The organism is Pseudoalteromonas sp. XMcav11-Q (assembly GCF_040104525.1).
GTDB lineage: Bacteria > Pseudomonadota > Gammaproteobacteria > Enterobacterales > Alteromonadaceae > Pseudoalteromonas.
In genome coordinates, this window is the sequence record NZ_JBECOX010000009.1 from 111,941 (window position 1) to 136,448 (window position 24,508).

Genomic DNA, 24,508 nt, shown 5'->3' on the forward strand with positions numbered 1-24,508 from the left:
AAGCCACATAGGAAGACAACTAAACATGCAAATATCGCTTTAGTAAAAAATCGTGTTTTTTATGCCACAAATACACTAACGATGGAGATTAGCCATACTCTGAGCACTGGAAACAATTTCTTCCACTCCTGCCTGATCGAAGTCCATTTTCACAAAGTAAGGTAGTTTGACCTCGCTTTTGCCTAATGGAATGCCAAACATTTTATCGAGTGGAAACGCATCCATTCGTTGTAGATTCAAGCTTAAATCATCTTTGATAAAACCAATTTTGTGGATTTTCTTCACCTCTGAAGGGGAATGCACCACTGCCGAATATACAGACTTCTCGGCATGGCCATCTGGGAACTGCTTAAATAATATTTGATCCATTTGCGGGTGGGTAAAACCCGATAAGAACTGCTTAAGAAATTGGCTATCGACGTTTAAATCAGACACTGAATCTTTGAAAAGCTCAGCAATTTCTTCACCCACTTCCAACACTTCTTTTAACCACGACTCCCCGTCATCCTCAGGTTCAATGGATAACAATTCATGCCATGCCATTTTGACGTTGGGATCAAATTCCTTAAAGGTCTCCAGAGAGAGGGAAAAGTTCAGTGGGTCGCCAAAGTTATCAGGCATTTCGTAGCGACATAAATATTTGTTGTAGCCCCATATTTCTCGACCATTTATCAGCGCGTTAATGTTATTGACCGAGATAAATGCTGGATACCAATATAGATGTTCTGCCTTTAACGTTTCGAGATTGACTTGCAGAATTGGCAACCAGATGATGACATCGGTTTCTTGCATATATCCATAGTTACTAAATGGCGGCACTTTTGACGCGATATTTTCAATATCTGTAAATGTCAATAAGCACCAATCGGTTAGGGCCCTGAATACAAATTCACTACTAGAAACCGAATTAAGCGTTTTATCAACATAGGTTTGGATTGTTGATTTTTTTCCTTTGACAAAAAAGCCATACATTTGTGCATTTAGCATTCTGCATGGAGGTTTGGCGATCGGATTACTATAAAAATGTTGATAATCAGGCAACTCGGGATACATCTTTCACTCCTTAAAGTATGATAAGTTAGTGTTTAGTGTAGTTCGCTCAAGCCGCTTTTGCGTATGTTGTTATGAAAACTCCGCTTCTTGTTGCACAACCTCAAAATAGTTACGCGCTTCTCGCTGGCAAAAATACTGATAATGCGAGTATGCGTACTCGTCATAGTTACCCGAAAGCTTGTTCATAAAACCGTGTAAATACCGCGTTCGGATACAATTCAACCCTTTTTTATCTTTTAACTGCTCAATGACGGGCTCAACGTCAAAATGAGATTCAACTTGAGCAAAGAAGATAGACACATCGCAGCTGGGCTTAATATTTAGATGGTTACGTATTTGGCTGGGATAAAATGCAATAAGTTGCTCGACAGAGTGAGATGCACCTTGTTCAGACAATGCAACCCACGCAGCAGCCCCGCCTGCACTAAAGCCAATAATAAGTTTTGGTTTGTATTCAGAAATCGCTGCTGATATTTTATCAGCATATAAACGATGACCACACTGAGCCAAAAACAGCTCATAACAATCCGACTCTGAGACACTATTTGGTTCTTCTATAAATGGTGAAAGCACCTGCACGTCACTTCCAAGCGATTTAGCAAAACGATCAATATGATCCGTATGACCGAAAATATCGGTAACGATTAATATAGCCATAGGTTTTCCTTATTAATAATTTATCGTTATTGGCTTTTATGACTTTCCTTGCCATGTGGCCTTATCTACTTATATTTGGATTAATGCACTGCAATCAAACTCTATATTCAATCGCTTAACTGAGCTTTGCTAGCATGCTTTTACCCAAAACTAAAACTTCTTTTAAAGCTAGCATACCGCCAACCTCTGTAAACATTAAATACAAATTAAATAAACATTAATTTAATCATCAACATCGCAAACAATGCTAAGCTTATTGTAAGTTCAGCAAGAGTGACCCAATTTGATCAAAATCATCTTACTCCTCTTCATTGCCTTTCAATCCAGTTTTGTATTTGCAAAACAAATAACTTGGATTGCGATAGATTTCGCGCCTTATTATATCCTTGCTGACGATTTGGAAGGGCAAGGACGAGACGAGTTATTGATAAAACTCATTCAACAACAGATGCCCGATTACACTTTTAATTATAAAGTATTCCCCGCATCTAGGGCCATACATGAGCTCTCTAATTTCAACAACCAATATTGTATGATCTCCCTCTATAAAACAGTCAAGCGGCAAAGACATATCGCTTTTAGTGAAGAGTATTCCACTATCGGATTATCAACCTCTGCCGCACTAAGGAAAGATGTTGCACAGTCACTTGGCATTACCAACAGCGCAATTGATTTGGAAAAACTCGTAACTGAGCACGGACTAACTGTAGGTGTCGCGGCAAATCGATCGTTTGGCCATGAAATTGATGCGTTATTGGCGAGTTTGCCTTCCAAGCAAGTGCTCATAAGACCAGGAAGAGATACGTTAGAGAGTTTGACTATCATGCTACTTAAAAAAAGAGTCGATGTGATACTTGGATACCCAAGCGAACACCACTACCACAAATTGCATGTTGATAAGCAAGATGAATTGACACAAGTTAGATTGAGTATTGCCTCGCAGATAACAGCTGGATATGCGGGCTGTAATAACAATGCGATTGGTAAGGAACAGATAGCTGCAATTAGCGAAGCGTTAAAACAAGCCCATAAAAACGAACAGTTTAGACTGGCTATGTCTCGTTGGTTACCAGAGCAGTTTCAGCCACAGCTAGCTAGTATCTTTAAAAACTAACTTTCTAAAACTAATATTGCATTTGAAAAGTGGACTTCTCCTAGAGTGTAAAGCGCAGCACCACGTATGTAGTAACACGTGGTGCTAGTAGAGATTACTTACGAATACCTTCTAAGTGCAAACCAATGGTAACGTATGTTGATGCCGGGCCTAGATCATAGTCGATGTCATAATCAGCAAGTTTTAACTGAGTTTCACCTTCAAAGCCAACTCGGTATCCACCCCATGGATCTTTACCTTCACCCACTTTTTTAACATCAAACTCGATATGCTTTGTTACCCCATTGAGTGTGAAGCTTCCTTTCACCTTCGCATTTGTATCATCGCTAAAAGTAATCGAGTTACTCTTAAAAGTCGCCTTTGGGTTTGCTTTTACGTTTAAAAAATCATTACCGCGCAAATGCTTATCACGCTCTGCATGGTTCGAATCAACAGAAGCAGTATCGATCACTACATTGATTTTTGACGCACTTGGGTTTTTTGCATCATAGCTGAAGTCGCCTTCAAAGCTATTAAATCGGCCATGCAACCAGCTGTATCCTAAATGTTTAATTTTAAAGTTTACAAAGGCATGTGCACCCTTTGTATCGATTACATAATCCGCAGCATTTACTCCGGCCGATAAGGTCATAGCTGCCATGCTTAATGCAATGATTGTTTTTTTCATGTTTTAATCCTCAACTTTTGTAGCGTTTGGTACCTTGAGCATTCGAACTAAGGTACGATCTTTATTAATAAAGTGGTGTTTTAGCGCTCCCACAATGTGCAGCGCCACTAATCCAATGAGCCCCCAAGCAATATATAAATGCACAGTGCCTGCAATATCACTTTGTTCATCAAACAGCTCCCCAATACCTGGAACAGAAAACCAGTTGAACACCTCTATTGCTCTACCATCTGAGGTAGAAATTAAGTAACCTGTGACAAACAGCCCAAACAAACCTAAATACAAAACGACGTGAACGACATGTGCTATTGTGTTTTGCAATTTGTCCATGGGAGTGGCTTCGCTTTCGGGTTTCACGCTAGGGTTGGCAACCTTCCAAATCAGTCTAAGTACTATCAAAGCTGCTAGCAGTATTCCTATGCTTTTGTGAATATGTAAGCCATCACGGTAGAAAGGATCGTAATAACTGAGTTCGACCATGTACAATCCAAGGCCAAACATGCCAAATACCACAAGCGCACTGAGCCAGTGAAAGAGGATGGCTAACAAACCATAGTTTTGTGATGTATTTTTAAACATAATATTCAGCTAATAAAACTCATTCTCAATAAGAGTAAGCTTATACGCTAAAAGTTCAGAGAGAAAGCCATAAATTTAGCGTCAGATTGTGCATATATGCACACAAAAAAGGCGCTTCATAATACAAGCGCCTTGAGTCGGGGGGAGTGTAAACTAATTTTTATAGAAGTAGCTGTCCTTCGTTATGCTAATATTGGCATCTTGTTGCGACTCTATAGTGAATTGGATTGGAGTGCGCTTACCTTTAAGCTCATAGCCATCAGCAGTCACTGTTACTGGGATTAACGCCATGTCGCCGCCAGCGATATGCGTTGTGATTGGAGCTGTAAGTTTCGCATCTGGCAGTCCCTTTAAGCTCACGGTGTAAGTTAAATCGTGCTGTGTTTTGTTTATTACACTTAAGGTGTATGGGTTCTCGACTAACCCCTCATAATTAACACGATAAAGCGCATTACGGTCGCGAATGACAGAAGCTTCTATTGGTGTTCGATTGAATGCCCAAATCACCATAGTGACTACTATCAATACGGTAATAGCACCATAGCCTACTATTTTTAACCTAAACGGATTGGATTTTTTACCCGCTTGCTGATGCTCACTTTGATACTTAATCAAATCTGGTTGATAGCCGAATTTATTCATCGTTTCGTTGCACGCATCGATACATAAACCACAGTTAATGCATTCGTATTGCAAGCCATTACGAATATCAATACCAGCGGGGCACACTTCAACACATAAATTACAGTCTACACAGTCGCCGAGCCCCAGCTGTTTTGGGTCTTCTTTGCGTTTACGACGACCCCTATTTTCACCACGTTCGCTATCATAAGTGACGACTAACGTATCTTTGTCAAACATCACCGATTGGAAACGAGAATATGGACATGCCACAGTACACATTTTCTCTCGTAGAAAGCCCGCGTTTCCATAGGTACAAAGTGCGAACAAAAATACCCAGAAGGAAGTAAGGCCAGTCCACTCAAGCGTAAACATGTCTAGATACAGCTCTTTTGCAGGTATAAAATAGGCCATAAATGAAGTGGCAGTAAACACCGAAATTATCAACCAAATAGCGTGTTTGGCCGTTTTCTTCGCGACTTTTTTGCTATCCCAGTTTGATTTGTCCAACTTTATTCTTTGGTTGCGAGTCCCCTCCACTCGGTGCTCAACCCAAGTGAACATCAGCATCCAAATTGTTTGTGGGCAAGTATAACCACACCACACGCGACCCAGCCAAGTCGTGACAAAGAATAAAGCAAAGGCACCCACCATGAAAATCCAGGCTAGAATCATAAAGTCTTGAGGGAGAAAGGTGGCACCAAATATCCTAAATTGCTGCTTACCAAAATCAAGCAAGATGGCCTGCTGCTCGTTGTACGGGATCCAAGGAATGAGAACGAAAGTTAACATTAAAAACCAGCCAAGGTTTCTTCTTATTTTTTGGAAAAAACCTTTTTGCTCTCTGACGTAAATAGGCCCTTCTTGTTTATAGGGCTTAATGATCATGTCTTCTTCTTTGATATCAAACTTCATGTTATTTGCTACATTGGTAATACACAAGTTTGATATTGCAACTTTCAGACCAATCTGAAAGTTTATAACATTTTGATTTTTATTGTATTTATTTTTCTTGCATTTTCAACATCGCGAAATATCACGAATAGGCGCGAAATATCACGAAAGCTTAGCAATTTTTAGTTTTTTCATTTTCGACCTTAGCGTACTTTCGGGTAGTCCTAACTTATCAGCCGCCCCGTTGCTGCCAGCGATCTTCCAGTTACTTATTTCTAGCACTCTTAATATGTGTTCAGCTTCTGCCTGCGCTAAAGTCAGTTCACCGTTTTCAGATTTATGCTGCTCAGTAGCGTTAAGTGCTTGAGATAAATCAATTAAACGACCTTTAGATAATATCGCTTCGCGCTCCAACACGTTTTGGAGTTCTCGAATATTGCCTGGCCAATCATAACGCTGTAACGCATGAATAGCCTTTTTAGAGATCCCGCGTAGTTGCTTGCCCAGCTTTTTGTTGAGCTGCACGATGAGATTGTTGGCCAATACGGGTATATCCTCTATACGCTCCCTTAGTGCAGGCACTCGAATAGGAAAAACGTTTAAACGATAATATAAATCCATTCTAAACTCCCCACCCTCGACCATTTTCCATAAATCTCTGTTGGTCGCTGCGACTATCCGTATATCTACTTGAATCGACTTACTTCCCCCTACACGTTCAAACTCTCGCTCTTGTAATACACGTAATAACTTGCTTTGCGCTTCTAGCGGTAACTCACCAATTTCATCTAAAAATATGGTCCCTTTATCCGCCAACTCAAAACGTCCTTTACGTCTTTCATTCGCTCCAGTAAATGCTCCTTTTTCATGTCCAAACAATTCAGATTCAATCAAGGTTGGTGAAAAAGCAGCGCAATTTACTTTAACGAAAGGTTGCGATGAGCGCTCACTAAGGCGGTGCAGATTTCTAGCAACAAGCTCTTTACCGGTGCCGTTTTCTCCTAAAACCAATACCGTACTGTCAGTCTGACTAACCAGTTCTAGCTGCGCCAACATAGCCTGAAATATTGCGCTACTACCCACCAAACCCGAGTCTTGCCAATTTTCATTTAATGTTTCTAGCAGGTAGGCATTTTCATCTTTAAGTTGCTCAGTCAGTACTTGAACTTTATTCAGCGCCTCTCTTAGGGCATTTTCAGTTTTGTGCTGTTGCGATACATCGCGAAATATCGCGACTGCACCGATAATTTGCTGATCTTTAAAGATTGGGGTTGAGGTATATTCCACAGGAAAACAGCTCCCATCTTTACGCCAGAACACCTCATTGGTTACCTGTCGTGTTTTACCATCAAACATCGTTTTGTAGATGTTACATTCATCAGCAGGATAATCAGTACCATCTGCATGACTATGATGATGGTACTGATGTATTTTTTTCCCCAAAAGCTCATCACTTTGCCACCCAGTCATACGCTCTGCGGCCGGGTTTACAAAAACAGCGTTACCAGAAAGGTCAAAACCATAGATCCCCTCTCCAACCGCATTCAATAATAATTTAGGGTCCGCCAAAAAGTGTTTGATAATAGACATAGCAATCCTCGCGATATTTCGCGAGCATTATATAACTATAGTCTTTTACTGTCAGCCATGAGTTTTGCTTAATAACCTGAACCCGGGATAAGAAGTGAGTTAATCCACTAAAATATCCAAGTTCAAAAGTGTAATATCACTCTAGCCAGAAGTTATTTCTTAATACAAGGCAAATTTGTGCGTCAATAGCTGGCCTATTGCAAGCAAATTTAACGCAGTAGTAAGGAATAACAACTGCTAGAGAACAAGTTGTTATCCCGAGTTCAGGTTGAATAATCAGCATCGTCACAACAAATATGCATTTTTCACTCATGAAAGTGTAAAATGTGATAAAGCTTTCAAATTGAGTAACTGCGTGGACAAATCAACTTATATTCCCAGCGCGTTTCTAGACGACATAAAAACCTACTTACCAGATCACCTTTGCATCGAAGACTTTATAGATAAGTGCCAGTCTCCTTTACGCCGAGCAGTCAGAGTCAACACCCTAAAAATGTCTATCACGGAATTCTTAGCCTACTGCGAAAAAAGTGATTGGCAGGCAGAACCGATCCCTTGGTGTGAGGAAGGGTTTTGGATATCAAGAAGTGAACAAGAAGAAGCTAATCTTGCTATAGGCAACACAGATATCCATTTAAGTGGCTGCATCTATGTCCAAGAAGCAAGTTCTATGTTGCCGCCAACAGCATTGAAGTCGACTATCTGCAGTGATGATATTAATTTGGATATGGCGTCAGCACCGGGTTCGAAAACTTCGCAACTCGCAGCTTACATGGATGGACGCGGCGTACTAATCGCTAATGAGCTATCTTCATCTCGACTCAAAGCGCTTGCGGCAAATATGAAACGTATGGGCATACGAAATGTTGCGTTATCTCATTTTGACGGCTGTATCTTTGGCGATTATATGCATGAATGTTTTGATAACATCTTGCTTGATGCACCATGCTCTGGAGAAGGCACTGTTAGAAAGGATCCAAATGCCCTTAAAAACTGGTCCATTGAGTCTAATGTTGAAATAGCACAAGTGCAGAAGCAACTGATAGACAGTGCATTTCAAGCCTTAAAGCCAGGTGGTACCTTAGTGTATTCAACTTGCACATTAACACCATTGGAAAATCAGCAAGTATGCCAACACCTCATTGATAATTACCCTCAAGCAGTAGCAGTCGAAAACCTATCAACTTTATTTGAGGGTGCTGAAAAAGCAACAACGTCCGAAGGATACTTGCATGTGTGGCCTCAGCTATATGATAGCGAAGGGTTTTTCATTGCTCGATTTAAGAAGTTACACTCTGTTGCCGTTAAAAATCCAAAGCGGAAAAAAGGCGCTTTCCCTTTTGAAGCGCTGGACAAGAAAACCACTCAACTATTGTTATCTGTACTAAACAAACAGTTTGGTATTGCCCAACTTGACGGTAAGTTGATGCAGCGCGATAAAGAGGTATGGCTATTTCCTGACAACTTTGAAGCAATCCAAGATAAGATCAAATATTCTCGCATAGGGATTTTAATCGGTACTACCCATAAAAATGGGGTAAGACTAGAGCATGAGTTTGCCACTACTTTCGGCCACTTAGCGTCTAAAAACACTTTAGGGCTAACAAAAGAGCAAGCTAAAGATTACTTTAATGGCAAGGATATACGCCTAGATGAGGTGACAAAACTAACGGGAGAGGTGATCCTCACGCTATGTGGCAGTGCCATCGGGTTAGGGAAATGGCAAAAAAACAAAGTTAAAAACAGTTTGCCTCGGGATTTAATTAAAGACGGCCTGTTGATAACTTGGGTATAACCTGAATATACCCTTTTGATATTTTTAAGACCGATTATGAATATAAAGAACAACTCTTTGTTTTATATAAACTTAATAAATGATTCATTTATTTGTAAAAAGAATGAAAGGTTAACTAAACTTAACAGTACTTTCTACTTCTCCCTACAGTCTTAGAAGGTGTTTTTAGTTAGCGCACGGCTCAATCTTGAGCCTTTCCCTAGGCCCAGAACTTAGCAGGTAAGTTTCTGGGCGTTTTTTTACTAAAAAACCTGATCCAGCTTGGCCATAAAAGCCTGTCTCTACTGCTTTCATGACAAATTTGCCAGCTACTAAAATGAAGATAACGAAAGGTATAGCCAAGGCTTGGCATGCTCTCATGCAATGGGTGTGCGACTATGACAGGTAGGCTCTGTTAACAGAATAAGTATTATTGCGGTTTTTGTCTCACCTTACTTGCCCGAACACTCAGATCCAAAACTGGGTATAATAACAGATACTACCAATCCAGAGTCGCATTTTTTATTTTCTATTTGAACAGTTCCGCCTAAACGATTTGAGGCAGTATTTACTATTGCAAGACCCAACCCAAAGCCACCGCTTGATTTATTTCTGCTAGAATCTAGCCTTGCAAATGGCATTAAAATATGATCAATTGAGTCTTCTGGGATCCCAGGGCCATCATCCTCGACTACAAAGCTAATCAGGTTGTCTACTAGTGCAAGTGTTACTTTTATCTGAGTCCTAGTGTATCTAATTGCATTGGATATTAGATTATCCACTATCAATTCAAAATAAAGCGGTATACCCTTTAGTTTGATTTCATCTGATATTTTACAGTCAAAGTGGATGTGCTGGTTATTTTCTATAAAAAATCTAGTCCTCTCTTTAATTATATTAGAAAAATTACAAATTGAGAGCCGCTCATTACTCTGCAAACTTGACACACGTGCTAGTGTAAGAATGTTGAGCGACAAACCTTCTAGCTCATTAGCGTAACGCTTTAGTTGAAAGAAAGCAGTATCATCTTCTAGAAAAGCATGTTTACGAGTAATCACCTCTATCGCAAGTGCAAGGCCATTGAGAGGATTTCTCAATTCATGAGACATGGCGTAGGACATTACCTGCTGCTCTTCCATCATCTGCTGAATATCCTCAGCCATTTTATTCATAGTCTGTGCAAGTGAGAAAAGCGGCTCTGGTACTTGAGCTTGAATGCGTGTTTGAAGCTTACCTGCACGCCAGTCATGGCTGGCAAGCTCTATTGGCTTAAGTATCCGTTTCAACCATAGCAGTAACAACATAAGTATTAGTGCAAGTGCTGAGATCCCAGCAATCAGTACCGTAAACTGGAATCTTGCGTAAAGCATTTCTTCTTGTTGATGAAATTCCTCTTCCTTTTTCTGAAACTCAGTAAGTAAATGAGGCTCTTGAGCCGTACTAATTTCTCTAATCACGAGCGAACGATTTGCAATTACTCGTGTTTGAATTGCTACAAGTACGTCCAGCTCATCGCTAGTATATACCTCTACCCCTTCTAGCGTTTCTAAATAGGTCAATTTACGCTTGTACTCTTGCAGATTGTCATCATCAAGAAAACAAACATAAAAACCATGACCATCAATGTCATAGTTCCATTTACTTTGAGAGAACGCGACCGGATCATGCTCTTGTAATACCTCAACTGATATCTTTTGTATGTCGATAACAAAAGCCTTTGTGGCATATTTTTCATCTACATTTGTAAAATAGCAGATGGTAATAAGTAAAATGCTGATCAGAGCCAATAAGATCCAAAAAAAGAAATGCCAGAATATATGTATGCGCCTATTCAACCTTATACACCCTCAATAACACCTATTAAATTTATTACCCCATAAACTTGAAAGAGGCATATCTAGCTTATGGTCTTAACGCTATGTCTTTGCGAGCATATAGCCTTTATTTCTCACGGTAACAATGATCGAATCGCCGATAAGCGCTGTGGAGAGTTTTTTTCTGAGACTTGATACCCGCATGTCTATTGAGCGGTCTTGAGCATCACATTCAATACCTCTTGCCAACATAGAACACTGATCACGAGATACTGTGCTACCAGCTTTTTCTGCTAGGAGGTGTAATACATCAAACTCTGCGGAGGTTAAATCGAGTACTTGCCCTGAGCTTAAAGTCACTATTCTTTGATCCGGGAAAATATTCAATCCGCTTACTGAAAGACACCGTCCAACCTCTTTGTTCACTTCGTTTAGCCGCCTTAAAATAGAACTGATACGTGCAATTAACACAAGAGGCTTTAATGGTTTTAGTATGTAATCGTCTGCACCGGCTTTGAGTAGCGCAACCTCAGAAATATCATTATCCTGGCCCGTTAGCACTATCACTGCGCCTTGATAAAAGCACCGCAACTCTTTACATATCTCAAGACCTGATTTACCTGGTAACATCAAGTCTAATAAAATCACATTAGGAGTATGCACTCTAGCTTGTGCAATAGCCTCCTCACCATCAGTGCAAATTTTACATTGATATCCTTCTGACTCTAATAACATGGCGGTCAATTCAGCCATTTCAAAGTCATCTTCAACAATCAAGATAGAAGTATTCATAATGTTTCCCGTGTTCTAATTTTCTTGAGGGTCTGTGATGGGCAGCGTGAGCCTTTACCAGGTTGCCGCATAATTGAATTGTTGATAGCACGTTTAGAAATGAGTGAGATATTAGCTATGAGCAAATACAAAGCATTGCAACATTCAGCTAGCCCCTTACAAATAAATCTCACATCATGCTCAAGACTAATAACCGCTCCCCCAAACATAACTCATTTAGTAGCAGACGACCTAAAAACGGTAATGAAAAGATTGGGTTTAAATATCATAGCAAAGCTAATCATTGACTGAAGTACGCTTCCTGATATCCAAAAGCTGTCAGCTGCAGTACTCGAAATTGCACTAAAAAACGCAAAGTAAATTTCACTTGGTAATGTACTAACACTATCAACTAAGAAATACAGCCCAACAAGCTGGATCAAAAATGCTTCTGCATTTTTATTAAACGGTTTTGCGTCTACATCATCAATATGCTGTGCTATCTTACCTGAAATCTTAAAAATAAAATAAGCACAGATAAGACCACTTAAGATAGAGGAAGAAACCACAGCTAAATACACAAAGCCGTCGTTGGCGGTTACTTCGTCTGCTCCACTAGTTAAAAAATAACTAATGATTCCGGGCACGTTCATGCAGACCTGGATCAGCATCCATATTGCGACCACCCGCAGTGATAGCGCTGTCAGTTGTTTGGTATTCATATAATTGTCCATTTTTAAGTACTAAGTTGAATAGCTTTATACGAAGGAGTATGACTTTTTATGCTTGAATATAGAGAAAAGATGAGTAACTTAGCGTCAGTGCTCGCGCTTAGCTACTCTTCAATCTCTATCATAGTAAGAGGCTAATCTTTGATTACATGTAAATACAATAAACTAGCTCTTATCCTATTCAAATCTAAAACTTAGAATGAGTCTTTACTAATGAGTGTACTAATAATGCTGTTCTCGTGGTCTGTTGCCAATAGCAGTGTATAACGGTGATTAAGGATAAATTTATAATCTATCACAACACTATCTGAACCTGACTTTGCAGTAAGCGACACCAGTTCTGAATTATTTTTGCACGAAACAATATGGTGAATATTGGAGTCACCAGGCACTAAGTTTGCACTTTGGCCATCAGCACATTTACCCTCCAAATTCAATGTTGCATTTTCTGATAAATCGAACGCATCTATCACAATAGCGCTTTGTGAGGATGGCTCAAAATTGGTATGAATAAGCGACTGAGATAGCTCGGTTTCACCGTTGTGATACGTGACCAAAAGAGTAGATGTATTATCGATTTGTTCGTTAAAGGCTGTGCTAAAGCCCGACGTGAGTTGCTCTTTATTGTTTGCGTTGTTTGTTGTCACGCTGACTTTATTTTGGCCAGGAAAGCCTAAGGTGAACTTTACTGTTTCATTTACTTTAGGTAAAAACACATCACCTGATGTAACGTATGGCATGATACTATACGTAGTCCGCTTAACTTCAGTATGAGAGTCGCCCACTTCCTTCACGTAGTGGTAGTTATGGTCTAATTCAATGTTCGTCATATTGATGGCGGTAATACCTAGGATGCTCTCAGTCACGTTCACCGTGTTATCAGTAGTCGTATCAACTCCCGATTTCACATCCACCTCTTCAACTTTTTTATTTTTATCGCTGCCGCCACCGCAGCCTACAAGAGTAGTAAGTAGTATAAGGCACGACGCAGTAATATGTATTTTCATTAATCCCTCTTTTTGTAATATTTTATCTAATGCAACATTTGCATTAAATCATATTGTAAATAGCACAACTGTTATAAAGTGTTATAAATAGCTTGAATTTCGAGCAAAAAGCTCAATTAAATAATTCAACCAGTTGGTTCTTAATAGAAAGTTAAATTTCAAACTATGTTAAAAGTGATAATATTTTATATTTACGATTCAGAGTGCAAAGTAATTCCAGCTATTGAGCACTCAAAGTTCACACAGTTCGTGACACACGCTGGATCCATGACGCATACTCTTTACAAGCAATGAGTTATTATGATGTAAAACACCCAAGGAGTAGAGTGTCGGTGCACAACACCCTCAGTCCAAAAGAATGGCAGAGTTAACAGCAGCAGTGTAAGCGAGGTAACGTTAGTCTCCTTAAAGCCATTCAGCGGTGTCAAACACTCATCAACTAAAGACAACAATGAAAGTATCGTGTAAGCGACCCCAGCAGTAAAAGGATAGACCCAGTTATGAGTCTGGGTCTATCACCCCTTTGAAGCCAAAGTGTTTAAGCTTTCGTTGCATATGGCTATGTTACCAGCCGGCATATCCTAGGTTGTCTTCACTGTCACTGGGACTGCCAACAATATTACCAAAGCAATTTACATGGGCACGATAATCATCACTGGCCCACGCTTTTCCGTAACCGAACCCTTGGTCGGCACCACGTACATACACGTCTTGGCGATTATCAATCATGGATTCAATATTACGCCAGACCGTCCCATCTCGTTTACTCACGTTATGCCAACCGGCACCTGGACTTGAAGCTTGAATACGCACCTCTGCATCTGGTGGGAATTGACCGCGCTCAAACTCAACATATTTACCATCACCTATACGGGTATCATTAACCAAAATAATACCGCCAGAACGGACACTGTAACGCAATTGATGGCTTGTACAGAACTTACCGTCAATCCCTCCAGTAGTGGTGTAAGCATCGGTATATGATAAGTACCCGTCTTTTCCGTCACCTTGGAAGAAAACACCAACTCGGCGTTTTAAGCCACCCATGTTGGCTTTAATTGCAGTTTCAACACCTGTACTTGAGGTAAAATCGTCAACACCAAACACGTTTAGTGGATAGCCTCGGGTAACATACCAACGCAGCATGTCATTGATACCTTGATGATGAACCGAAGGCAAAGAGGTATATAAATCATTGTTACGGGAATCCATCCCTTCGCGGTTGGCTTTCTTTGCCATCTCAATCAAGTTGCTCGCCGTACCCTCAAAACTCATTGAGGCCGCAAAAGTGGGCATCGCTGGCGCTGCTAATCCACATACAGCAGCTGCTAATGGCGCTAATGGTCCCGTTGCAAATGCCCCTGCACTACACATACCGGTGATCATGCCGACAGATCCAGGATCTCGCAGTAGGCCACCAATAATATTTGCCGTATCAGGTGTGACAGCGGCGGACATATAGCTCATGGTATCTTGTGGATCTTGTAAATATTCTTGTAACTTACCAAGCCTCTCGTTAAATAGGCCTTCAGGGTTTGTTTCACCTTTAAATTTATATCGAAAGCCATTTGTCCAGAACTTGTCATCATGAGGGTTGTTACTCGTATTACCAGAAATCATCACCATGATATTCTTACCGGTCGACAGTAACTGCGAAACCGTAGGGTTAAAGTTGTTAGCAAGTGAACTTTTGGTCACCATTCTGTCACCCATCACTGACACAACCTTGTCAAAAAACGCTTGTTTTTCAACTTCAGTCATACCATCAACTTTATTGCTGCCAGTACCTGGTTTATGAAAACGACTCATTTCTAACAATACAATTTCGTCGGGGTTATTACTGGCAAAGTCAGCAATCTGTTGCAGCGATGTAGTTAAATCATTGCTTCCAGCTGCACTGTGAAACCACACATATTTTAGCTTGCCATCAGCTTGAGGCAAGCCGGCAACACGTAAGTCTAAATATCTAAAACCGGCTTCTAGTTGCGCTTTAAAGTCATCAGTCTGAGTCTTATCCCAGTTAAACACTATTTCTTCAAAACCAAGCTCGTAAGCCTTGGTGAAAATATCCTCTTTTTTCACCAAAGGGTTGCCTTGTTCAATATCATAAGAACCACTATCGTGAGTTCCGGGGATCACAATTTGTGAGAGTTTTTTGTCTTTAATATGCTGATATATTTCACTCATCCAGCGTTTTTTATCAATACCAAAAACCCCAGAAACAATTTGGAACGAATCAATTTCATCATTAAAGTGAGACATTTTACTGATAGGATAATCAGTCTCAAAAGTCACGCCTCTAAAGTCATCATAACTAAAGCCCTTTAAGCCAATCCCAGAGCCATGCATCGAAATAGCAGAAGTGCCATTTTTAAAGCGATGCATATTGGACACTTGTTCACCTTCAGCGGCACAAAATGCAGTACCACGATATTCTGGATGTTCCCACAGACAAATATAATTATTACTCGGGCGGTGTGCTACTTTAAAAGAGTCAACATCATCATCAAACTCACCAAATTCGGAGATATCCTCGTAACTGGTAAAGCTTTCGCCACTAAAGTTTGAGTGAGAGTATCCCGTAAACGTCACCTCTCCAGAAAGCCGCAAAGACGAATTAGAATTAATCATGTTAGTCAGGTTACTAACGCTCTCTCCAGCCTCTGCGCATTGTGCAGAGCCACGATAATTTGGATGCTGCCAAATACAGGCGAAGTTATTGCTACTGCGCTTTATTACTTTAAATGAATCTATATCATCGTTAAAGGAACTCATCTCGGCTACAGGTAACATCATAGTCATTGTCGAACTAGAAAAATTAGCTCGTTCATAACCGATAATTTTTACATCGCCATGAATACTCACCGATGAAGTTTCATTCTTAAAGCGATTCAGATTTGATACTGACTGACCCTCCGCGGCACAAAATGCGGTACCGCGTTGATTTGGATGCTGCCAAAGACATGCAAAATGTTGGCTTGGCTTATTAAATACAACAAAAGAATCCATATCATCGTCATACTCCCCCAGCTCTTTAATACTAACAAAACTAGTAAAGTAATCATCCCGCTGATGGGAACGCTCAAAACCAGACATGGCAACATTTTTACCTACTTTTATGGATGACACTTTGTTTTTCTCATTCATATCATTGTAAGCGCCTACACCATAACACCCCATTAAGTTATTAAAACCAGGATCACGGTACAAACAAACTTGATCGTCATTAGCCCAGCTATGTCCAGACATAACGAGTAAATAAAGTGGAACTATTTTTCTCAAGGTTATCCCCTCTAAATTGAAATTCTAAAATCACATGCCCCACTGAAAACTCAAAAAATTAACAAGCAGGCATCTTTTTTTATCATCAAGGCAACGCGAAAAACAGAGCAAAAGACAAAAGCAAACAATTAAAAATATCAGTAGGTTAATACTTACAATTAACGACAGCAAACGACATAACTTGACAGACGAGCACGGCAAAATTTGGCAACATTAAAACCGCAAATGCTAACAAAAGGTTTATTTTTTGTTATTTGACGAAAGGAGTAGTAAATATGAAAAAACCAATTTTGACATCAGCTATTGCATTTGCATTATCTAATGCAACGCCAGTTATGGCAGATTGGGCAAGTGATGCGCTAAGCCATCAATCACGGTTACAGAAGCAAGTACCGTTAGTTGATGGTATTTATGCTGGTACTCATAATTCGTACAGTTCAAATGCTTATAATTTAAAACTTTATGAAAACCAAGATATCAGTATTACAGCACAGCTTAATGCTGGAGCAAGAATTTTAGAACTCGACATTTATCGCACCCGCGACGTTGAGTACGGTGCATTGTATCTATGCCATAGTTCAGGTCGCTGTAGTACAGCGGCCGGTACCCTTAGCGAGTATATCTACTTTGATACAGCACTACGAGAAGTCGCAACATGGGCGAAAGCTAATCCAGACCAAGTGCTACTTATTAAGATAGAAAATGGCAATCTAGAAACTGAAGATTGGGTATATTTCCGTGAAGGTATACAAATGCAAATTGGCGATATCGTGTACCGCCCAGAGGGCCGATATAGCTCAATCCCTTCAGACCTCACGCCAAAACATCTATTAGATTTAGGTAAGCAAATATTGTTTTTTGGATGGTCAGCGGACGAGAGTGACATCTCAAAAGAATGGATGTTTCAATACAACGGCATAGAAGAAGGTAATGAAGGTCCTTGGAGTAACTGTTCTAAACATGCTGGCGAGGGCAAATTTTCCTTGTTTTTTGAACAGCGAGAAGAAGATAACCCAAAGCCTGGTTCTTATATAAGCGCTAGCGAAGTGAGCGGCAGGTCAAAATGTGGTGGTACGTGGTTCGGCTTTGATTGGTTATCGGCGCAAAATGATGCTCGTATGAAGGCTGCGGTTTGGAGCTGGGCGGACAATCAACCCGATGCTATTGCGGGTACGGGTGGCATTGACAACGTTTCTTGTGCTGTGAGCCATCAAGGTCGGTTTTATGACGATAGCTGCGGCTTGAGTTTTAAGTTCGCTTGCGAAAACTCAGAAGGAGAATGGAAAGTCACTACTGCCACCGGCCCTTGGTCTACAGGTGAATCTCAATGTCAAAGTGAATTTGGTGATGATTTCCGCTTTTCAGTGCCAAAAACGTCTAAGCAAAACGAGGCGTTAAAAATGGCTTCGGCCTTGACCGATCACTGGGTTAACTACTCAAAAGGTCACGGCGAGCACTGGTTAAGTGGAGAAGACCGCATCGCGCTGAGCGACGAGACGCCGCAAGAGTCACTTTTAAAAGCGGCGATTGTCACCGATTATACTTTCAATTATTCAGATGAAGATACTGATGCCGGATTAAACTTAGCCATCTACCGCCCTAAGCTTCCTGGTGCAAATTGGTATATGCTTGGCGATACCCCAGCCTTTGCCGCAGATGGCCCTCACGCCTCTGGATATGCACGTCACCCAGGTCAGTCAATTGTGGTTTATGATGATGGTTCAGGAAAATTGGCAGATCCAATTCGTTATGATTGGAAGTGGAATGATTGGAAAACTGGTGGTAAATACGATATCACCTTTTGGCACCCAGTTGCTCCTAGCGGATATACCTGCCTGGGCGATGTGGCTGTTCGTTCTCACGACAGAAGTCGTCCAAATCTACCAATCAAATGTGTTCGCGATGATTTATTAGTCGATGGACAAGCACATTTTTATTGGAATGATAACGGTTCAGGTGGTGAATATAATGCCACAGCTTATCTCACAATCGCAAAAGGAGATGCCAATGTTAATCATACTACAGTAGCAAACACCATCAGGTTAAGTGGTGGGACTGCTCATAAAGTGCTTAACTTTAACAAAATTGACATTATAAATGGCCCCAAAGCGATCATTGATAAACAATATACCGAAATAAAGTCACTCGGTAAGTGTATTGAGCCAAGCAATGACGCTTTCTATGACGGCTTGAATGTTCAATTATGGGATTGTAACACCACAGCACGACAAAAATGGGCATATGATGAGGTAACAGGGTTTATTAGAAATCAACATAACCCACTATACTGCCTTGACAGCACAGGTGCCAGCGGTGACTTTGATAGTGTTACTATTTATCAATGTACTGACCATATTAACTTGAAGTGGAGTTGGACAGGTGAGCGTATCAAGCCACAAGCCAATTCAGCTTTATCTTTAGATGTACTCGAAGCCAATTCGGCAAATGGTACGGATATTATTCAATATCAAGATAATAATAGCGCCGCGCAAGTTTTTACTAGAGGCAATTAAAACATAAAATCAAGAGCTACCTCGGGTAGCTCTTACTATCCTGCGCTCGATTACCAAAAGCAAATATTCAGCTTTACCGCTAGCAAGTGGCCACATTCCCACGCAGCCGAAAACCTTGCAATATTAGCAGTAGCAATTATCACCCATGCGGCGCCACTACTGTTTATATGGGTCTTCAATCAATGAATAAGCTGTCTTTATCCTTAATTACATAGACACTTCTAAAGCAGGTAAGACTGACATAAAACACCGACGACACAATAGCGAGCAAAAATACTGAATATAATATAGAGGCCGGCATGTTCTCTAGTTACACTAGTACGATTTTAGCTACAGGAAACGAAACCAATTCCTGTCTAGCCTGTTAAGTTCTCTAATTCAATAAGGTATGTATACGCATGCTCTTTGTTGTTGAAACAAATGTCTATATCGACATCGAAATCCAAGCAGACTTTAGGCCTTTCTGATTTTCCAAATAGCTTACACAAATCATTACTATCTAGCTGAACACATCGAACACCTGAAGGCTTTCCATCGGGCATCCCTGGAATAGGTGTTGTAATGGACGGTGCCACACAGCATGCACCACACCCTTTTCCCACCTTATCAACACACGGGGAACTATCTGTAGCTATGAATGTACCAACTGGCATACTTGCACCACCTGAGGTTTTTAAAATTGATGTGTATTTTAGTACATTCAATTCTTACTCATCAACTCTTTATACATAATCTACAAGCGCCAACCTATGAAATAGTCAATCTGATAATACAGGTTTCTTTGTAATGACTCGTTTACCCTTTTTATGTTTAAAAATAAAGTGTTAAAAAGGAGATGTTATGATTGATAATCTTAGATTTTCCTAAGAGCCAAAGGCAACGCCGTCTTAGAATGTAACGATAAATATAGGTACGCAAAGCTTTGTTACATATTCAGTCTGGATTTAAACACCTCGACATAACTATTCGCGTATTCTTAAGCTTATCGATGATCTAGAGCCGTTAATCTGGGTCATTAAAAATCATTCAACAGGAAGGATTTTAACGTGGCTAGTAAAAAACAAATAATTCTACCAATTGCCGTTCTTGCGGTGGGAATTGCAGCGGCTGTTGCCATGTCTGCAATGAAACAACCTCCAGAAGAGAAGAAAGAAGAAATAGTACATCCTCTCGTACAGGTTCAACCTATTCATATTGACCAAATTAGGCTAAACGTATCGTCATACGGTATCGTGATGCCAAAATACAGTACTGAGCTTGTTGCTCAGGTCAGCGGTCAAGTCATTTCATTGTCTGACAAGTTTGTCAAAGGTGGCTTTGTCAAAGAAGGTGACGTGCTTGCTCGCATCGACCCGAATGACTATGAAGCGTCGCTGATTGAAGCCGAAGCGGCTTTAGCACAAGCCAGCTCAGCGCTAGAAATAGAACAAGCTCAGGTGCAAGTAGCAAAAGCAGAATGGCAAAGGATTAAAGCAAATGCTAACGAAAAAATACCTTCCGAACTTTATTTAAGAAAACCTCAGCTCGCTGAAAAGTTAGCAAGCTTTAAAGCTGCGCAGGCAGCGGTGAAAAGAGCGAACCGAAATTTAGAGCGTACTTATATCAAAGCGCCTTACGATGCGATTATAGAATCTCGCACCGTAAGCCTTGGTAGTGTAGTCAATCCCGGTAATGGCTTTGGTAAACTCAATGCGACATCTGTTGCGGAAGTACGCCTCCCTGTTGCCGATAATGAATTGAAATACCTACCGCAACAAGGTGTTGGCACCGATGTCGTGATCACAGCAGAAGTCGCTGGTCAACCGATGAGTTGGAAAGGTGAAATAGTCCGCAGTGAAGGCGTTATCGATAACAAAAGTCGCATGACCTACCTTGTTGCTCAAGTCGAACAGCCTTATCACAACAACGTAAAACCACTACGTTTTGGCGCTTATATCAACGCTGATATTCAAGGTTTGTTAGTGCAAAATGCCACTATGCTTCCTCATCACTTAGTGAAAGAAGGTCGCGTTGCAACATTGGATGACGATAACAAGCTGAGTTACAAAAAGGTCAATATTATTAGAGAGTACAATGGCATGGTCGTCGTTGATAACGGCGTTGAGTCAGGCCAACAGATCATTACTTCAGCGCTGGACTATCCGTCTGAAGGGATGCAACTACGTACAGACGATACTCCTTCGCAAAGCGCAAACACCCAATTGGCGCTCAAAGAGGAGTAAGGTTTATGCATAGTCAAAGTACAGAAAAAGGCTTAATTGCTTGGTTTGCACGTAACCCAGTCGCAGCAAACTTATTGATGATATTTATTATTGTGGGCGGCTTGCTTACCGCGTTTTCGATCCGCAAGCAAATGTTTCCACAATACGATAGTAACTGGATAAGTGTTCAAGCTGTGTATCCGGGCGCGGCACCTCAAGAGGTCGAGGAAGGGATCACGATTAAGATCGAGGAATCCATGGAAGGTCTCGAAGGGATCAAACGCTTGATCACCTACTCTAATCGCGGTTACTCGCAAACTTGGATAGAAGTAGACGAGCAGTACAACACCAAAGAGGTACTCGACGAAGTCAAGATGCAAGTAGACTCCGTCTCAACTTTCCCATCAGGAATGGAACGCCCCATTGTACGTCACGACAAAGCAACCCAAGAAGTGATGTGGTTGTCACTCAATGGCGACTTGAGTCCCCATGATCTTAAAGAGCTTGGTAATCGCATTCATGAAGAAATGCTGTCGTTACCTGGCGTTAACCTTGTACGCTTTGATGGTGGCCTGAACTACGAAATCTCTATTGAGATAAGCCCTGATAAAATGCGCGAATACGGCCTAAGTTTTAGAGCAATTTCGGATGCAGTAAAGAGCTTCTCAGCGAACATGTCTGCTGGCCAAATTCGCTCCGAGAATGGCTATATTTCAATGCGAGTTGAAAACCAAGCCTATCGCGGTGACGAGTTTAGAAAACTCCCCTTACTAACACTACCAGACGGCGCACAGGTTAGCTTAGGCGACGTCGCCACCATTAACGATGGCTTTGAAGAAGGACTTCAATACTCTAAATACAATGGTAAGAACTCACTAGTGTATGAAGTTAGCGCGTCAAAAGACCAAGACATCACCAAAGTTGCAGATATCATTAAGAACTACCTTGAGGCAAAGAAAGGATCACTGCCACAAGGCGTAGAACTTGAACCTTTTATTGACTTGACCTATTACCTTAATGGCCGCCTTAACATGATGCTAGAAAATATGGCGTTAGGTGGCGTATTAGTTATGCTAATGCTTGCTCTATTTTTACGTGTGCGTTTAGCATTTTGGGTCATGATGGGGTTGCCAGTTAGTTTCTTAGGTGCATTTTTAATGATGCCAATGGGTTATTTAGATGTAACGATTAACTTAGCCTCACTCTTTGCCTTTATTTTGGTGTTGGGGATTGTCGTTGATGACGCAATAGTCGTCGGTGAATCCGCCCATGCTGAAATAGAAAAACATGGTCATAGCCTCGATAATGTCGTTCGTGGTGTAAAACGTGTTGCTATCCCAGCCACATTTGGTGTGCTTACTACTGTTGCTGCTTTCTTGCCGCAAACATTAGCAACCGGCCCAACGGCAGCATTTTCTAAAGCAATTGGTGGCGTAATAATTCTTTGCTTACTATTCTCTTTGGTTGAATCTAAGCTGGTTTTACCTGCGCATTTAGCAGCGATGAAAGAAAAACCAAGCAACCCTAAAAATCCGTTCCACCGCCTCAGAGAAAAAATGGATAGCGGCCTTCAATCTTTCATTGAAAACACGTACCGCCCATTCATTGTCCGCTGTATTCACTACCGCTATACCGTCATTGTTGGATTTTTAACCATTTTAATTGTTAGCGCTGGGATGTTTGCTGGTGGCTTAGTGAAGTTTGTTGCTAATCCAAAAATCCCACATGATTTTCCACGTATCTCGATTGATATGAACTTATCTTCGTCAGAAAACGCGACGCTTGAGTCAATTCAAAAAATTGAGCAAATGGTACTGAATGTCGACAAAGAAATTGAGGCTGAGTATGGCAAGAAAATGATCCGTGATTACATGGTGAATATGAACGGCCGCACAAGCGCAAATATTATGGTGATCTTGGTTGAACCAGATGCACGTCCAATCGATACCTTTGCACTCAGCGCCCGCTGGCGTGATGCAATGCCTGCACTGCCTGGTGTTAAATCGCTAAACATTCAAGATAGCATTATGAATGGTGGCCGTGATGACGGAGACATTAGCTTTAGGTTAGAAGGCAAACACAAAGAAGAGCTTCGTGAAGTCGCACAGAAACTAAAAGACAAGCTAGCAACTATTGAAGGTGTTGGTGATATCAATGACTCTATGCAATCAGCAACCGATGAAGTGCAGCTTGAGCTTAAACCATTAGCGTACAGCCTTGGACTCACGTTGGCGGATGTTGCATCCCAAGTAAACTTCAGTTATTACGGCCTTGAAGCACAGCGTATTTTACGTGATGGTGAAGAGATCAAAGTAATGATCCGTTATCCTAAAGAACACCGTGATGCCATTAGTGACATTCAGGACGTGCGTATCTTAACGCCTCAAGGTGCAGAAGTGCCGTTGGTAGAAGTGGCTGACGTGAAATTGGTAGACGGTGTTAACCGAATTCGCCGAGAAAACGCCAAACGCACTATTAATGTTTGGGCATCAGTTGATACAGAAATCGCACAACCTTTTGAGATAGCAAAGCAAGTTCGTGACGAATATCTTCCTAGTCTATTAAAGAATTATCCTAGCGTTCAAAGTGCAGTGGCAGGTCGCGTACAAGAAGAAATGGAGAGTGTCGCTGAGCAAATTCGTGACTTTGCCCTATCATTAATGATTATTTTCGCACTACTGGCAATTCCACTACGTTCTTATTCTCAGCCTGTCATCATCATGTCTGTGATCCCATTTGGTGTGGTCGGCGCGGTATTCGGTCATATGGTATTGGGAATGACAATGAGTAGCTTGTCTTTCTTTGGTATTATTGCCGTAGCTGGGGTTGTGGTGAACGACTCTTTGGTTATGGTTGATTTTGTCAATAAAGCACGCGAAGAAGGTATCGATTTAAAAGCCGCAGCCGTCGAGGCCGGATGTAAACGCTTTAGAGCAATCTTGCTCACTTCGTTGACCACCTTTATCGGACTTGTACCAATCATTATGGAAACGAGCCTACAAGCTAAAATTGTTATTCCAATGGCGGTTTCGCTTGCATTTGGTGTGTTGTTTGCCACGGTGATCACCCTAGTACTTATCCCTTGTCAATATGTGGCACTTGAAGATGTTAAACGCGTTGGCCGCAAATGGTTTAAAGGTAAAAGCTCGGCTGATAGCCAACAAACGACACCGGAGCTAAATTCTAATACTCCCTAAGTAACAAATTACTAGCCCACAAAAAAGCTCGGAAATTTCCGAG

At 41.0% G+C, this 24,508-nt stretch carries 17 protein-coding genes; 5 read left to right on the top strand and 12 right to left on the bottom strand.

Annotation, left to right across the window (positions count from 1 at the left end; genetic code table 11):
- Nucleotides 1-75: 75 nt before the first annotated feature.
- Both ABMY45_RS15355 and ABMY45_RS15360 read right to left on the bottom strand, forming a co-directional pair.
- A complete protein-coding gene (locus ABMY45_RS15355; protein ID WP_349289102.1) occupies nucleotides 76-1,053 on the bottom strand; it encodes an acetoacetate decarboxylase in 978 nt (325 codons plus the stop codon).
- A 69-nt stretch (nucleotides 1,054-1,122) separates the two neighbouring features.
- The gene (locus tag ABMY45_RS15360; protein ID WP_102056692.1) at nucleotides 1,123-1,710 is read right to left on the bottom strand and encodes a dienelactone hydrolase family protein; all 588 of its coding nucleotides are present in this window, start codon (nucleotides 1,708-1,710) and stop codon (nucleotides 1,123-1,125) included.
- Nucleotides 1,711-1,993: 283 nt separating this feature from the next.
- Between ABMY45_RS15360 and ABMY45_RS15365 the strand changes: the two genes are divergently transcribed.
- On the top strand, nucleotides 1,994-2,824 hold the full coding sequence (locus ABMY45_RS15365; protein WP_349289103.1) for a transporter substrate-binding domain-containing protein: 831 nt from the start codon (nucleotides 1,994-1,996) through the stop codon (nucleotides 2,822-2,824).
- Between the two features lie 94 nt (nucleotides 2,825-2,918).
- On the opposite strand, the gene ABMY45_RS15370 is transcribed toward ABMY45_RS15365, so the two are convergent.
- The 4 genes from ABMY45_RS15370 to ABMY45_RS15385 all read right to left on the bottom strand — a co-directional run bounded on the left by ABMY45_RS15370 (nucleotide 2,919) and on the right by ABMY45_RS15385 (nucleotide 7,175).
- On the bottom strand, nucleotides 2,919-3,491 hold the full coding sequence (locus tag ABMY45_RS15370; RefSeq protein ID WP_349289104.1) for a YceI family protein: 573 nt from the start codon (nucleotides 3,489-3,491) through the stop codon (nucleotides 2,919-2,921).
- Between the two features lie 3 nt (nucleotides 3,492-3,494).
- The gene (locus tag ABMY45_RS15375; protein ID WP_239420761.1) at nucleotides 3,495-4,070 is read right to left on the bottom strand and encodes a cytochrome b; all 576 of its coding nucleotides are present in this window, start codon (nucleotides 4,068-4,070) and stop codon (nucleotides 3,495-3,497) included.
- Nucleotides 4,071-4,223: 153 nt separating this feature from the next.
- Nucleotides 4,224-5,606: a cytochrome c oxidase accessory protein CcoG gene (gene ccoG, locus ABMY45_RS15380; protein WP_010371615.1), complete on the bottom strand. Its 1,383-nt coding sequence runs from the start codon at nucleotides 5,604-5,606 to the stop codon at nucleotides 4,224-4,226.
- 141 nt (nucleotides 5,607-5,747) lie between these two features.
- Nucleotides 5,748-7,175, bottom strand: a complete 1,428-nt coding sequence (locus ABMY45_RS15385; RefSeq protein WP_349289105.1) for a sigma 54-interacting transcriptional regulator — start codon at nucleotides 7,173-7,175, stop codon at nucleotides 5,748-5,750.
- 355 nt (nucleotides 7,176-7,530) lie between these two features.
- On the opposite strand from ABMY45_RS15385, the gene rsmF reads away from it, so the two are divergent.
- Complete coding sequence (gene rsmF, locus ABMY45_RS15390; protein ID WP_349289106.1) at nucleotides 7,531-8,970, top strand: 16S rRNA (cytosine(1407)-C(5))-methyltransferase RsmF; 1,440 nt, start codon at nucleotides 7,531-7,533, stop codon at nucleotides 8,968-8,970.
- Nucleotides 8,971-9,401: 431 nt separating this feature from the next.
- Here rsmF and ABMY45_RS15395 read toward each other — a convergent pair whose 3' ends face one another.
- The 5 genes from ABMY45_RS15395 to ABMY45_RS15415 all read right to left on the bottom strand — a co-directional run bounded on the left by ABMY45_RS15395 (nucleotide 9,402) and on the right by ABMY45_RS15415 (nucleotide 16,554).
- Nucleotides 9,402-10,736 (bottom strand): ATP-binding protein, encoded by a 1,335-nt coding sequence (locus ABMY45_RS15395; RefSeq protein WP_349289107.1) that lies wholly within the window; start codon nucleotides 10,734-10,736, stop codon nucleotides 9,402-9,404.
- Between the two features lie 129 nt (nucleotides 10,737-10,865).
- Nucleotides 10,866-11,555, bottom strand: coding sequence for a response regulator transcription factor (locus ABMY45_RS15400; protein WP_349289108.1), 690 nt, complete (start codon nucleotides 11,553-11,555; stop codon nucleotides 10,866-10,868).
- A gap of 212 nt (nucleotides 11,556-11,767) precedes the next feature.
- Nucleotides 11,768-12,256, bottom strand: a complete 489-nt coding sequence (locus ABMY45_RS15405; protein WP_349289109.1) for a hypothetical protein — start codon at nucleotides 12,254-12,256, stop codon at nucleotides 11,768-11,770.
- Nucleotides 12,257-12,459: 203 nt separating this feature from the next.
- On the bottom strand, nucleotides 12,460-13,272 hold the full coding sequence (locus ABMY45_RS15410; protein ID WP_349289110.1) for a hypothetical protein: 813 nt from the start codon (nucleotides 13,270-13,272) through the stop codon (nucleotides 12,460-12,462).
- Between the two features lie 564 nt (nucleotides 13,273-13,836).
- Complete coding sequence (locus ABMY45_RS15415; protein WP_349289111.1) at nucleotides 13,837-16,554, bottom strand: hypothetical protein; 2,718 nt, start codon at nucleotides 16,552-16,554, stop codon at nucleotides 13,837-13,839.
- A 275-nt stretch (nucleotides 16,555-16,829) separates the two neighbouring features.
- Here ABMY45_RS15415 and ABMY45_RS15420 point away from each other — a divergent pair, with 275 nt between their 5' ends.
- Nucleotides 16,830-19,067 (top strand): ricin-type beta-trefoil lectin domain protein, encoded by a 2,238-nt coding sequence (locus ABMY45_RS15420; protein WP_349289112.1) that lies wholly within the window; start codon nucleotides 16,830-16,832, stop codon nucleotides 19,065-19,067.
- Nucleotides 19,068-19,423: 356 nt separating this feature from the next.
- Here ABMY45_RS15420 and ABMY45_RS15425 read toward each other — a convergent pair whose 3' ends face one another.
- Nucleotides 19,424-19,720, bottom strand: a complete 297-nt coding sequence (locus tag ABMY45_RS15425; RefSeq protein ID WP_349289145.1) for a YkgJ family cysteine cluster protein — start codon at nucleotides 19,718-19,720, stop codon at nucleotides 19,424-19,426.
- Nucleotides 19,721-20,113: 393 nt separating this feature from the next.
- Between ABMY45_RS15425 and ABMY45_RS15430 the strand changes: the two genes are divergently transcribed.
- Together ABMY45_RS15430 and ABMY45_RS15435 are read left to right on the top strand one after the other, a co-directional pair.
- Nucleotides 20,114-21,289, top strand: a complete 1,176-nt coding sequence (locus ABMY45_RS15430) for an efflux RND transporter periplasmic adaptor subunit (protein WP_010604595.1) — start codon at nucleotides 20,114-20,116, stop codon at nucleotides 21,287-21,289.
- 5 nt (nucleotides 21,290-21,294) lie between these two features.
- Nucleotides 21,295-24,465: an efflux RND transporter permease subunit gene (locus ABMY45_RS15435; protein ID WP_239420763.1), complete on the top strand. Its 3,171-nt coding sequence runs from the start codon at nucleotides 21,295-21,297 to the stop codon at nucleotides 24,463-24,465.
- The last annotated feature ends 43 nt before the right edge of the window (nucleotides 24,466-24,508 follow it).

Bases quoted from the DNA above. Each gene is read 5' to 3' on its own strand.
- ABMY45_RS15355 (WP_349289102.1), bottom strand. From the start codon at position 1,053: ATGTATCCCGAGTTGCCTGATTATCAACATTTTTATAGTAATCCGATC.
- ABMY45_RS15360 (WP_102056692.1), bottom strand. From the start codon at position 1,710: ATGGCTATATTAATCGTTACCGATATTTTCGGTCATACGGATCATATT.
- ABMY45_RS15370 (WP_349289104.1), bottom strand. From the start codon at position 3,491: ATGAAAAAAACAATCATTGCATTAAGCATGGCAGCTATGACCTTATCG.
- ABMY45_RS15375 (WP_239420761.1), bottom strand. From the start codon at position 4,070: ATGTTTAAAAATACATCACAAAACTATGGTTTGTTAGCCATCCTCTTT.
- ccoG (WP_010371615.1), bottom strand. From the start codon at position 5,606: ATGAAGTTTGATATCAAAGAAGAAGACATGATCATTAAGCCCTATAAA.
- ABMY45_RS15385 (WP_349289105.1), bottom strand. From the start codon at position 7,175: ATGTCTATTATCAAACACTTTTTGGCGGACCCTAAATTATTATTGAAT.
- ABMY45_RS15400 (WP_349289108.1), bottom strand. From the start codon at position 11,555: ATGAATACTTCTATCTTGATTGTTGAAGATGACTTTGAAATGGCTGAA.
- ABMY45_RS15405 (WP_349289109.1), bottom strand. From the start codon at position 12,256: ATGAATACCAAACAACTGACAGCGCTATCACTGCGGGTGGTCGCAATA.
- ABMY45_RS15410 (WP_349289110.1), bottom strand. From the start codon at position 13,272: ATGAAAATACATATTACTGCGTCGTGCCTTATACTACTTACTACTCTT.
- ABMY45_RS15420 (WP_349289112.1), top strand. From the start codon at position 16,830: ATGAAAAAACCAATTTTGACATCAGCTATTGCATTTGCATTATCTAAT.
- ABMY45_RS15425 (WP_349289145.1), bottom strand. From the start codon at position 19,720: ATGCCAGTTGGTACATTCATAGCTACAGATAGTTCCCCGTGTGTTGAT.
- ABMY45_RS15435 (WP_239420763.1), top strand. From the start codon at position 21,295: ATGCATAGTCAAAGTACAGAAAAAGGCTTAATTGCTTGGTTTGCACGT.